Source organism: Streptomyces sp. NPDC093546, assembly GCF_044765045.1.
Classification (GTDB): Bacteria; Actinomycetota; Actinomycetes; order Streptomycetales; family Streptomycetaceae; genus Streptomyces.
The window spans coordinates 340044-352383 of sequence record NZ_JBIWJG010000002.1; the positions used below are offsets into that span (position 1 = coordinate 340044).

The following is a 12340-nucleotide window of genomic DNA, read 5'->3' on the forward strand; positions in this document are numbered from 1 at the left end:
AGGAGGACGCCATGCCTGCCGTGACCGTCGAGAACCCGCTCACCCTGCCGCGCGTCGCCGCACCGGCCCAGACGGCCGCGCGACCCGTGCTGGCCGTGACGACCGCGCCCAGCGGGTTCGAAGGGGAGGGCTTCCCGGTGCGGCGCGCGTTCGCCGGGATCAACTACCGGTACCTCGACCCGTTCATCATGATGGACCAGATGGGCGAGGTGGAGTACGCGCCCGGCGAGCCCAAGGGCACCCCCTGGCACCCGCACCGCGGCTTCGAGACCGTCACGTACCTCCTCGACGGAACCTTCGTCCACCAGGACTCCAACGGGGGCGGCGGCACCATCGCCAACGGCGACACCCAGTGGATGACCGCCGGGTCCGGCCTGCTGCACATCGAGGCGCCGCCGGAGGAGCTCGTCCTGTCCGGCGGCCTCTTCCACGGGCTCCAGCTGTGGGTGAACCTGCCCGCCAAGGACAAGATGAAGGACCCCCGCTACCAGGACATCCGCGGCGGCCAGGTCCAGCTCCTCACCTCGCCCGACGGCGGCGCGCTGCTGCGCGTCATCGCCGGCGAGCTCGACGGGCACCAGGGCCCCGGCATCACGCACACGCCGATCACCATGGTCCACGCCACCCTGCGCCCCGGCGCCGAGGTCGCCCTGCCCTGGCGCGAGGACTTCAACGGCCTCGCGTACGTGCTCGCCGGGCGCGGCTCCGTCGGCCGCGAGCGGCGGCCCGTCCACATGGGGCAGACCGCCGTCTTCGGTGACGGCGGAGCGCTGACCGTGCGCGCCGACGAGCGGCAGGACGGTCACACCCCCGACCTGGAGGTCGTCCTCCTCGGCGGGCAGCCCATCCGGGAGCCCATGGCGCACTACGGGCCGTTCGTGATGAACACCCGCGCCGAGCTCCAGCAGGCCTTCGAGGACTTCCAGGCCGGACGCCTCGGCCGCATCCCCGCCGTCCACGGCATGAAGCCCGGCGGCCTCCAGGCCGGCTGACGCCACCGGCCGACGGGCCGGGGCAGCTGACGCCGCGTCACCCGGCCGGGGCCCGTCCACGGGCGGCCCCCGGCCGGGCGTGGTGCGCTGGGGGGCGTGCACACCCTGCTGCCCGAGCCCGTCCGGCGCCTCGCCGCCTGGTGCGTCGTCGTCCTGCTCCTGACGGGCGTCGCGGCCGTCGGCGTCTGGCTGTGCGTCACCTTCCAGACCGCCGTGACCCCCGTCCTGCTCGCCCTCCTGGGCACGGCGCTCCTCGGACCGCTCCACCGGCGGCTCCTCGCCATGAAGGTCCAGCGGTCGCTGGCCGCCGGGCTGACCTGCGCAGCCGTCGTGGCGGTCGTCGGCGGGGCGACGTACGTCGTCGTCGCCGCGCTCATCGACACCGGCGACCAGATCCTCACCTCGCTGCGGCGCGCCGCGGACGGCCTCGCCCGGCACTTCGGCGCCGCCGGCACCTCGCTCGGCGACCTCGCCGCCAACGCCCGGGAGCTGCTGGGCAAGTTCGGCGGTACGGCGGCCTCCGGTGTGATCAGCGGGCTCAGCGTGGTCGGCGAGGTGATCGCCATGGCGGTCCTCGCCCTGCTCCTCGTCTTCTTCTTCCTCCGCGACTCCGGCCGCGCCATGCGGGCGCTGCGCTCGCTCGCGCCGCGCGACAGCGCCGACCACGTCGAGGCCATGGCCCGGCGCGCCTTCGGCGCCATGGAGGGGTTCATGCGGGGCACGACGTTCATCGCGCTGATCGACGGGGTGCTCATCGCCGTCGGCATGCTGATCCTGCGCGTGCCCGGCGCCCTGGGCCTCGGCGCGCTCGTTTTCGTCGGGGCGTACATCCCGTACCTCGGCGCCTTCATCTCCGGCGCCGTCGCCATCCTCGTCGCGCTCGCCGACCGGGGCTGGGTGATCGCGCTGTGGGCGGTCGGCGTCGTCCTCGCCGTACAGCTGCTGGAGGGGCACGTGCTCCAGCCGGTGATCCAGTCCCGCACCGTGCAGATGCACCCGGCCGTCGTCATGCTGGCCATCACGGCGGGCGCGTCGGTCGCCGGCATCCTCGGCATGCTGCTGGCGGTGCCGCTGACGGCGGCGGCCTTCGGGGTGCTCGGCGAACTGCGCAGGCGTTACGCGAGCGGGTCCTCCGCCTCGTAGAACGCCACGGGCCCCGCAGACTCCGCCGACTCCGTCGGCGCCGCCCCCTCGCGGAGCTCGAACCAGATCGACTTGCCCTCGCCCCGCGGGTCCACGCCCCAGGCCTGCGCCAGCATCTCCATCAGCAGCAGGCCCCGGCCCGACGACGCCATCTCGCCCGGGCGCCGCTTGTGCGGCAGTTCGTCGCTCGCGTCGGCGACCTCGACGCGCAGGAGGCGCTCCCCGTGCTCGCCCGTCGCCTCGGCGACCAGCAGCGCGTCGCCGTCCGTGTGGACGAGGACGTTCGTCAGCATCTCCGAGACCATCAGGACCGCCGCGTCCACCTGCTCCGGGTCCGCCCAGTCGTGCAGCAGCTCGCGCAGCTGCCGCCGGCCCGCCGCGATCCGCTCCGGCTCCGCCTGGGCGACGGTCAGCGCGGTGCGGCGGACCGCCACCCGCTGCGCCGCGCCCCCCGGGGTACGCGACAGCAGCAGCACCGCGATGTCGTCCTCGCGCCGGTCGGCGAACGGCCCCGTGGTGTAGTGCGAGCCGGGCCCGTGCACGGCCTGGACCAGACTGTCGGCCAGCACCTCCAGGCCGTCGGCGCCGTCGTGCTGTTCGAGCAGCTTGCGGATCCGGGCCCAGCCCGACTCCAGGTCGTGCCCGCCGGTCTCCAGCAGCCCGTCCGTGCAGATCATCAGCGTCTCACCGGGCTCCAGCGTGAGCCGCGTCGTCGGGTAGTCGGTGTCCGCGACGATGCCGAGCGGCAGCCCGCCGGCGGTGGGCCGCTGCACCACCGTCCCGTCGGCCATCCGGATCGCCGGGTCCGGGTGCCCGGCCCGCGCGATGTCCACCGCGCCCGTCGCCGGGTCGACCTCCAGGTACAGGCAGGTCGCGAAGCGCCCGCCGTGGTCGCCCTCCGCGCTGTCGGTGATCCCGTACAGGAAGCGGGACGCGCGCGACAGCACCGCGTCCGGCCGGTGGCCCTCGGAGGCGTACGCGCGCAGGGCGATCCGCAGCTGACCCATGAGCCCGGCGGCCCGTACGTCGTGTCCCTGTACGTCGCCGATGACGAGCGCGACGCGGCCGGCCGGCAGCTGGATCATGTCGTACCAGTCGCCGCCGACCTGGAGCCCGCCACCCGTGGGCACGTACCGCGCGGCCACCTCCATGCCGGGGATCGCCGGGCCGAGCACCGGCATCATCGTGCGCTGGAGTCCGAGCGACAGCTCGCGCTCGGACTCCGCGACCCCGGCGCGGGCGAGCGCCTGCGCCAGCATCCGCGCCACGGTCGTCAGCACCGACCGCTCGTCGGGCGTGAAGGCGACCCGGTGCTTGAACGCCGCCATCCAGGCGCCCATCGTGCGCCCCGCGACGATCAGCGGCAGGAAGGCCCAGGACTCCCTGCCGAAACGTTGCGCCAGAGGCCAGGTCGCCGGGAAGCGGGCGCGGTACTCCTCCGGCGACGGCAGGTAGATCGCCCGCCCCGACCGTACGACCTCGGCCGCCGGGTAGTCCGTGTCCAGCGGCATGTCCGCGAAGGGCCCGTCGTCGCCCGGGTTGTGCCCGTGGTGCCCGATGATCGTCAGCCGGTCGCCCGCCACCCCGAAGACCGCGAGGCCGTCCGGCGAGAAGCCGGGCATCGACAGCGACGCCGCCACCCGCAGCACCTCCGCCGTCGACCGCGCCTCCGCGAGCGCCCGCCCCGCGTCCAGCAGGAACGCCTCGCGCGAACGGCGCCAGTCACCCGTGACGGGAGTGCGGGCGGCGGTGCCGGCCGGCGGCTCCGCGACCTCCTGGAGGGTGCCGACGAGGTGGTAGTCGGTGCCGTCGACGAAGGGCCGGGAGCGGCTGCGTACGGTACGGAGCACCCGGCCGCTCTCGTCCACGATCCGCAGGCGCGCCTCGGCGAGGGTGCCCTCGGCGACGGCGAGGTTCACGATCCCGTCGATCTCGTTCCAGTCGACGGGGTGGAAGCGGGAGCGTACGGCGGCCTCCGTCAGCTCCGCCGGCTCGGCGGGCAGCCCGAGCAGCCGGGCGGCCTCCGCGTCGAGCGTGACGATCCCGGTCGCGTTGTCCCAGCGCCACAGGCCGGTCGCGATCGCGGCCAGGACGTCCTCGGTGCGCATTGACCCACTCTAAGAAGGCGGGGGTACCGCCCGCCACCGGCGATTCGGTACCCGGCTGGGTGCGGCCGGTACCCTTGACGCGTCGAGCCCTATCCCTATCCCGAGACTGGATGAACGACGATGCATCGGTACAGGTCCCACACCTGCGGCCAGCTCCGCGCCTCTGACGTCGGTACCGACGTCCGGCTGAGCGGCTGGCTGCACAATCGGCGCGACCTGGGCGGCATCCTCTTCATCGATCTGCGCGACCACTACGGCATCACGCAGCTGGTCGCCCGGCCCGGCACCGCCGCGTACGAGGCGCTGGACAAGCAGACGAAGGAGTCCGTCGTCCGCGTCGACGGCAAGGTCGTCTCGCGCGGCACCGAGAACATCAACCCCGACCTGCCGACCGGCGAGATCGAGGTCGAGGTCGCCGAGGTCGAGGTGCTGGGCGCCTCCGCCCCGCTGCCGTTCACGATCAACACGGACGACGGCGTCAACGAGGAGCGGCGCCTGGAGTACCGCTTCCTCGACCTGCGCCGCGAGCGCATGCACCGCAACATCATGCTGCGCTCGGCGGTCATCGCCGCGATCCGCTCCAAGATGGTGGCCCTCGGCTTCAACGAGATGGCGACCCCGATCCTCACCGCGACCTCGCCGGAGGGCGCGCGTGACTTCGTCGTGCCGTCCCGTCTGAACCCGGGCAAGTTCTACGCGCTGCCGCAGGCGCCGCAGCAGTTCAAGCAGCTGCTGATGATCTCCGGCTTCGACCGGTACTTCCAGATCGCGCCCTGCTTCCGCGACGAGGACGCGCGCGCGGACCGCTCGCCGGGCGAGTTCTACCAGCTCGACGTCGAGATGAGCTTCGTCGAGCAGGAGGACGTCTTCCAGCCGATCGAGAAGCTCATGACCGAGCTCTTCGAGGAGTTCGGCGGCGGGCGCCACGTCACGTCGCCGTTCCCGCGGATCCCGTTCCGCGAGGCGATGCTGAAGTACGGCAACGACAAGCCGGACCTGCGCGCCCAGCTGGAGCTCGTCGACATCACGGACGTCTTCGCCGACTCCGAGTTCAAGGCGTTCGCGGGCAAGCACGTGCGCGCGCTGCCGGTGCCGGACGTCGCGTCGCAGACCCGCAAGTTCTTCGACTCCCTCGGCGACTTCGCGGTCGAGCACGGCGCGAAGGGCCTGGCCTGGATCCGCGTCGGCGAGGACATGTCGTTCACCGGCCCGATCGCCAAGTTCCTCACCGAGGACAACGTCAAGACGCTGACCGAGCGCCTCTCCCTGGCCCCCGGCCACGCGGTCTTCTTCGGCGCCGGCGACTTCGACGAGGTCTCCAAGATCATGGGCGCGGTCCGCGTCGAGGCCGCGAAGCGCGCCGGCCACTTCGAGGAGAACGTCTTCCGCTTCTGCTGGATCGTCGACTTCCCGATGTACGAGAAGGACGAGGAGACCGGCAAGATCGACTTCTCCCACAACCCCTTCTCGATGCCGCAGGGCGGCATGAAGGACCTGGAGGAGAAGGACCCGCTGGACATCCTCGCCTGGCAGTACGACATCGTCTGCAACGGCGTGGAGCTCTCCTCCGGCGCGATCCGGAACCACGAGCCCGAGATCATGCTGAAGGCCTTCGAGATCGCGGGCTACGACCGCGACACCGTCGAGCACGAGTTCGCGGGCATGCTCCGCGCCCTCCGCTTCGGTGCCCCGCCCCACGGCGGCATCGCCCCGGGCGTGGACCGCATCGTCATGCTCCTCGCCGACGAGCCGAACATCCGCGAGACGATCTCCTTCCCGCTGAACGGCAACGCCCAGGACCTGATGATGGGCGCGCCGACGGAGCTGGACGAGTCGCGCCTGAAGGAACTGCACATCGCGGTGCGCAAGCCGCTGGGCGACAAGTAACCCCTTTTACGGCAAGGGCCCCGGGACCGTGCAGGTGCACGGCCCCGGGGCCCTTTCGGTCCGTCCTCTTCTTCAGGTACGACCCGCTTTCGGGAAGGAGCGGGACTGGGTGCACTGAACCCTGCGGTTCATCCAGGCCGTAGATCTGCTCCGCAGAAGACGCACACGAAGAACCCGTCCCGCACCACGTTCAGCTGCTCGCACTCGCCGCAGTGGCGGAAGACGAACTCGTGGGTGAAGCCGTCGGGCTGTCCGAGGCCCGTGCAGGAGAGGGCGGCGGACACCGTCGGCCAGGAGTCCGGGGCCGGGCAGTAGCCCGTCGACTGGTTGGTGAGGGACGTGACCGTCCAGCCGCCGCCGGTGCGGGCGAAGGCGACCTCGCCCGCGCCGAAGACCCAGCCCCGGGCCGCGCAGGCGACGTGTTCGCTGCGGCGGGGCGCCAGGCGGAGCAAGCCGTCGGCGTCGACGACGTAGGTGAAGGGTTCGGCGAGGTCGTCCGGTGTCTGCTCTGAGGCCCAGGCGGTGAAGTCCGCCGGTGTGCGGATCACGCGGCCCTCGGTGCCGGGGCGTACGGCGGCTCGGATCTCGGGGTCGCCGACGTAGCCGTAGAGGCGGGGGCCGGACGGGGAGATGGCGGTGCGGGGGCGCAGGGCTGCCGTGTGTCCGGTGAAGGTGACCTTGGCGGAGTGGGCCGTGTCGAGCACGTCGACGCGGCGCCGGTAGCGATCGATTCCGGTGACGGTCAGGCGGCCGTCCTCGAAAAGCTGGCCCACGCGCACGGGGCCCGACCAGCAGCGGACGACGCACTCCGGGCCGTCCACGGAGACGATCTCCAGGCGGGGTACGGCGAGGCCGCCGGCTCCCGGGGGGAGCGCGGCGGCTTCGGCGTCGGTGTGCACGGGGTCAGGCCTTCTTCGGCTCCTCCAGGCGGGGGAAGAGCACCGCGCCCTTGGTGACCGTCGCGCCGGCGGGGAGCTGCCCCCACGTGGCGGCGTCCTGGACGCGCTGGTCGGCCAGGGAGCCCAGGACGGGCTCGGCGCCCAGGGAGTCCCAGAGCTTGGCCGAGGTGTCCGGCATGACCGCGTTCAGCAGGACCGCGACCGCGCGCAGGGACTCCGCGGCGGTGTAGAGGATCGTCGCCAGGCGGGCGCGGCCCTCCTCGGAGTCGTCCTTGGCCACCTTCCACGGCTCCTGCTCCGTGATGTAGCCGTTGACCTGCTTCACGAAGTCGAAGATCGCCAGGATGCCGCCCTGGAAGTCCAGCTCCTCGCCGATCTTCCGGTCGGCCTCGGCGACGGCCGTGGCGAGGCCCGCCTGGACCGCCTCCTCCGCCGCGCCGGACGCGGTCGCGGCGGGCAGCGCGCCCTCGAAGTACTTGCCGACCATCGCCGCCACGCGCGAGGCGAGGTTGCCGTAGTCGTTGGCCAGCTCGGAGGTGTAGCGGGCGGTGAAGTCCTCCCACGAGAACGAGCCGTCGCTGCCGAACGCGATCGCCCGCAGGAAGTACCAGCGGTACGCGTCCACGCCGAAGTGCGAGGTGAGGTCCTGCGGCTTGATGCCCGTCAGGTTCGACTTCGACATCTTCTCGCCGCCGACCATCAGCCAGCCGTTCGCCGCGACCTTGCCCGGCACCGGCAGGCCCTGCGCCATCAGCATCGCGGGCCAGATCACCGCGTGGAAGCGCAGGATGTCCTTGCCGACCAGGTGTACGTTCGCCGGGAACGTCTCGTCGAACTTCGCCGGGTTCTCGTTGTAGCCGACGGCCGTCGCGTAATTCAGCAGCGCGTCGACCCACACGTAGATGACGTGCTTCTCGTCCCACGGGATCGGAATGCCCCAGTCGAACGTCGACCGCGAGATGGAAAGGTCCTGGAGGCCCTGCTTGACGAAGTTGACGACCTCGTTGCGGGCCGACTCCGGCTGGATGAAACCGGGGTTCTTCTCGTAGAAGTCGAGCAGCTTCGGGCCGTACTCGCTCAGCTTGAAGAAGTAGTTCTCCTCCTTGAGGATCTCCACCGGCTTCTTGTGGATCGGACACAGCTTCGTGCCGTCCTCCGCCTCGATGAGATCGCCCGGGAGCTTGTACTCCTCGCAGCCCACGCAGTACGGGCCCTCGTACCCGCCCTTGTAGATCTCGCCCTTGTCGTACAGGTCCTGCACGAATTCCTGGACGCGGTCCGTGTGCCGCTTCTCGGTGGTGCGGATGAAATCGTCGTTCGCGATCTCCAGGTGCTCCCAGAGGGGCTTCCAGGCCTCCTCGACGAGCTTGTCGCACCACTCCTGCGGAGTGACGTTGTTCGCGTCGGCCGTGCGCATGATCTTCTGACCGTGCTCGTCCGTGCCGGTGAGGTACCACACCTTCTCGCCACGCTGACGGTGCCAGCGGGTGAGCACGTCGCCTGCGACGGTCGTATAGGCGTGGCCCAGGTGAGGAGCGTCGTTGACGTAGTAAATGGGGGTCGTGACGTAGTACGCCTTCGTCCCCTGCTTCTCGGATCCAGTGGCCGCCATGGTCGAAATCCTATCCGCCGCCGCGCGCTGCCCTCACCTTCGTTTCAAGGGGGGAGACGGCCGGGGCCGTCTCCCCCCTCGGGCGTGTCAGACCGACCAGTCCCCGAGGATCTCGCGGTAGAAGGTCGCGTGCGGGACCTCCCGGGGCGTCGGGCCCGCGTGGAAGAAGCCCGCGTTCTCCGCCTGCAGCTTGCGCAGGTAGTCGAACGCCTTGGAGTCCTTCTCCCCGAACGCCACGAACCGCCACTGGATGCCGCCCGCGCGCGCCGCGGCGTCCGCCAGCGCCTGCGTCGCGGCCGTCTTCGACTCCGGCGCGCCGTCCGTCTGGAAGATGACCAGCGCCGGGCGGTCGGCCGCGCCGGACTTCTCGTGCCGGGCGAGCACCTCGGCGATCGCCCGGTCGTAGTTGGTCCGGCCCATGCGGCCGAGGCTGTCGTGCAGCGCCTCGATCTTGCCGTCGACGTCGTCCAGAGTCACCTCGCCGGTGCCGTCGACCTCCGTCGAGAAGAACACGACCGGGACGGTGGCGTCCTTGTCCTCGTCCAGGTGCGCGGCGAGCGCGAGCGCCTGCTCGGCGAGGTGCTGGGCGCTGCCGTCCTTGTAGTACGGGCGCATCGACCCGGACCGGTCCAGCACCAGGTACACGCTCGCCCGCGTCCCCGTGAGCCCGCGCTTCTTCAGCACGGACCCGGCGGCCTTGTACGCGTCCACGACCGCGCCCTGGGGCGCCCGCGCCTTGACGCGGGCGAGGGTGTGCGCGGGCTTGCCGACGGGCGCCGGCGGCGCCTCGGCCGGGACCGGCGCCTCGGCTGCGGGCTCGGGCTCGGCCTCCGGCTCGGGCTTCGGCTCGGCCTCCGGCTCGGGCTTCGGCTCGGGCGCCTCGGCGGCGGGCGCGGCCTCCGGCTCGGGGGCCTCCTCCACCCCAGGAGCAGCCTCCGGTTCCGGCGCCTTGGCAGCCTCCGGTTCCGGCTCAGCCGCAGGCGCAGGTACCTCAGGCACCTCGCGTGCCTCAGACACCTCCGACGCCTCGCCCGCTTCACGTGCCTCAGGCACCTCCGGTACCTCACGGGTCTCGCGTGCCTCCGGCACCGCAGGCGACGGCACCGCGGGCGAGGCGTCCCGGGCCGGCGGAATGGTGGTGCGGCGCTGGCGAGGCGCGTCGAAGGCGGCGGCCACCAGGTCCGCCGCCGCCTGTTCCGCACGGGAGGATTCCGCAGCGGACGATTCCGCGGCAGAGGACTCCGCGGCGGACGATTCCGCGGCGGAAGAAGGTGTCTGCGACGGAACCGTCGTCGCCGGGGGCACCGCCCGTTCCGTCTGGGGCGGGACGGAGGGGGCCGTGGCCGCCGACTCGTTACGCTCCGCACGGTCGCGTCCAAACACCTTGCGCAGCAAGCTCCGAATGCCCATGGGCGAGGCCTTTCGCATGTTGGGTGCCGTGTATGTCCGTACTGCGGGAATCATCCCCGGCCAGGGCGGACACGTAAGGTTAGCCGCCCCGTGTGGCGCCGAAAGGCAAGGGGCAATCGCGTCAACCCCGCTCCCGACGCCCCGGATTCATGCATCGTTCATCTTGTCGCCCCCGCCCTGCTCATATCCGCACTTAGCGTCACGCCGGACGGAATTCGCGATACGAGGAAGAGGAACGAAGTGCGCAGACTGCTGCCGCTGCTGAGCACCCACTCGCACGGGGGCGGTCGGTCCGCCCTCACCTGCCGCTACCGCTGCGGTGACGCCTGCTTCCACGAGGTGCCGAACACCAGCGACAACGAGTACGTCGGCGACGTCATAGCCGGCGCCCTCTCGCGCCGCTCCATGATGCGGGCCACCGCCGCCGTGACCGTCGCCGCCACCGCGGGCGGCGCCCTCGCCGTACAGGGCGGACAGGAGGCGGTCGCCGCCACCCCGACGGCCCGCCCGGCGGACAGGAGCGCCGGCGCCCGCGGGCTGCGCTTCACGCCCGTCGCGCCCAACACGGACGACAAGGTCACCGTCCCCGACGGCTACGCCCAGAGCGTCGTCATCCGCTGGGGCGAGCCCATCCTGCGCGGCGCGCCCGCCTTCGACGCCGACAAGCAGTCCGCGAAGGCGCAGGCCGGGCAGTTCGGCTACAACAACGACTTCCTGTCGCTGCTGCCCCTCCGCGGCGAGCGCGGGCGCCAGGTGATGGTCGCCAACCACGAGTACACGGACGAAGTCCTGATGTTCCGGGGGTACGACCCCGAGAACCCGACCCGCGAGCAGGTCGAGATCGCCTGGGCCGCGCACGGCCTCTCCGTGGTCGTCGTCCAGGAGGAGCACCGCTCCGGCCGGCTCACGCCCGTCACCCGCCACCCGCTCAACCGCCGCCTCACCGCCACCAGCGCGTTCGAGCTCACCGGCCCGGCGGCGGGCGGCGCGCTGCTGCGCACCTCCGCCGACCCCGCCGGCCGCACGGTCCTCGGCACCCTCAACAACTGCGCCGGCGGCACCACCCCGTGGGGCACCACGCTCCACGGCGAGGAGAACTTCAACCAGTACTTCGCCCACGGGTCTTCCCCGACCGACAAGCGGTACGGCATCGGATCCGGCGCGACCGAGCGCAAGTGGGAGCGGTTCGACAAGCGCTTCGACGTCAAGCAGGAGCCCAACGAGCCGCACCGCTTCGGCTGGGTCGTCGAGCTCGACCCGTACGACCCCGACTCCACGCCCCGCAAGCGCACCGCGCTGGGCCGCTTCAAGCACGAGGCCGCCCAGCCGCGCCTGACCGCCGACGGGCGGCCCGTCGTCTACATGGGCGACGACGAGCGGTTCGACTACTTCTACAAGTTCGTGTCGTCGAAGCGGATGATGAAGGGGTCCTCGCGCCGCGCCCGCGAGCACAACCTGACGCTGCTCGACGAGGGCACGCTGTACGTCGCCAAGCTGACCGGCGACTCCCCGGCCGACATCGACGGCACCGGCAAGCTGCCGAACGACGGCGAGTTCGACGGCAGCGGCCAGTGGATCCCCCTCGCGACGGGGACGACCAGCCACGTCCCCGGCATGACCGCCGAGGAGGTGTACGTCTTCACGCGCGTCGCCGCCGACAAGGTGGGCGCCACCAAGATGGACCGGCCCGAGGACGTCGAGCCGTCCCCCCGCACCGGCCGCGTGTACGTCGCGCTGACGAACAACAAGGACCGCGGCGCGGCCGGCAAGGCCGGTGCCGACGAGGCCAACCCGCGCACCACCAACAAGCACGGCCACGTGCTGGAGCTCGCCGAGCACTGGGACGACCCGGCCTCCGACGGCTTCGCGTGGCGGCTGTTCCTCGTCGCGGGCGACCCGGACGACCCGGCGACGTACTTCGCGGGCTACCCCAAGGACAAGGTCAGCCCCATCTCCTGCCCCGACAACGTCGCCTTCGACCCGTACGGCAACCTGTGGATCTCCACCGACGGCAACCAGCTCGGTTCGCACGACGGCTTGTTCGCCGTCGCCACGCAGGGCGAGCGGCGCGGTGAGCTCAAGCAGTTCCTGACCGTGCCGACCGGCGCCGAGACCTGCGGGCCGGTCATCCAGGAGCGGCGCGTGCTCGTCGCCGTCCAGCACCCCGGCGAGGTCGACGGCGCGTCCGTCGAGAAGCCCGCCTCGGCCTGGCCCGACGGACCCGGGAAGCTCGTCCGCCCGGCGGTCGTCGCCGTCTACCGCAAGGACGGCCGGAACATCGGCGTCTGA

The 12340-nt window shown here is 71.9% G+C and carries 8 protein-coding genes; 4 read left to right on the top strand and 4 right to left on the bottom strand.

What is annotated here, in order from left to right; genetic code table 11:
- The first annotated feature begins 11 nt into the window (after positions 1–11).
- Both ACIRNI_RS04660 and ACIRNI_RS04665 read left to right on the top strand, forming a co-directional pair.
- Entirely contained in the window at positions 12–992 is a 981-nt protein-coding gene (locus ACIRNI_RS04660; RefSeq protein ID WP_403548265.1) for a pirin family protein, read from the top strand.
- A 96-nt stretch (positions 993–1088) separates the two neighbouring features.
- Positions 1089–2135, top strand: coding sequence for an AI-2E family transporter (locus ACIRNI_RS04665; protein WP_403548267.1), 1047 nt, complete (start codon positions 1089–1091; stop codon positions 2133–2135).
- Here ACIRNI_RS04665 and ACIRNI_RS04670 read toward each other — a convergent pair.
- A complete protein-coding gene (locus ACIRNI_RS04670) occupies positions 2108–4243 on the bottom strand; it encodes a SpoIIE family protein phosphatase (protein WP_403548269.1) in 2136 nt (711 codons plus the stop codon). The two genes, ACIRNI_RS04665 and ACIRNI_RS04670, sit on opposite strands and share 28 nt — an antisense overlap.
- Positions 4244–4363: 120 nt before the next feature.
- Here ACIRNI_RS04670 and aspS point away from each other — a divergent pair, with 120 nt between their 5' ends.
- Entirely contained in the window at positions 4364–6130 is a 1767-nt protein-coding gene (gene aspS / locus ACIRNI_RS04675; RefSeq protein ID WP_403548271.1) for an aspartate--tRNA ligase, read from the top strand.
- Between the two features lie 128 nt (positions 6131–6258).
- Here the strand turns inward: aspS and ACIRNI_RS04680 are convergent, their stop codons facing one another.
- From ACIRNI_RS04680 to ACIRNI_RS04690, 3 genes are all read right to left on the bottom strand, one after another.
- Positions 6259–7029, bottom strand: coding sequence for a hypothetical protein (locus tag ACIRNI_RS04680; RefSeq protein WP_403548273.1), 771 nt, complete (start codon positions 7027–7029; stop codon positions 6259–6261).
- A gap of 4 nt (positions 7030–7033) precedes the next feature.
- The gene (gene metG / locus ACIRNI_RS04685; RefSeq protein WP_403548275.1) at positions 7034–8641 is read right to left on the bottom strand and encodes a methionine--tRNA ligase; all 1608 of its coding nucleotides are present in this window, start codon (positions 8639–8641) and stop codon (positions 7034–7036) included.
- Between the two features lie 87 nt (positions 8642–8728).
- Positions 8729–9562 (bottom strand): VWA domain-containing protein, encoded by an 834-nt coding sequence (locus ACIRNI_RS04690; protein WP_403548277.1) that lies wholly within the window; start codon positions 9560–9562, stop codon positions 8729–8731.
- A gap of 729 nt (positions 9563–10291) precedes the next feature.
- Between ACIRNI_RS04690 and ACIRNI_RS04695 the strand changes: the two genes are divergently transcribed.
- Entirely contained in the window at positions 10292–12340 is a 2049-nt protein-coding gene (locus tag ACIRNI_RS04695) for a PhoX family protein (protein WP_403548279.1), read from the top strand.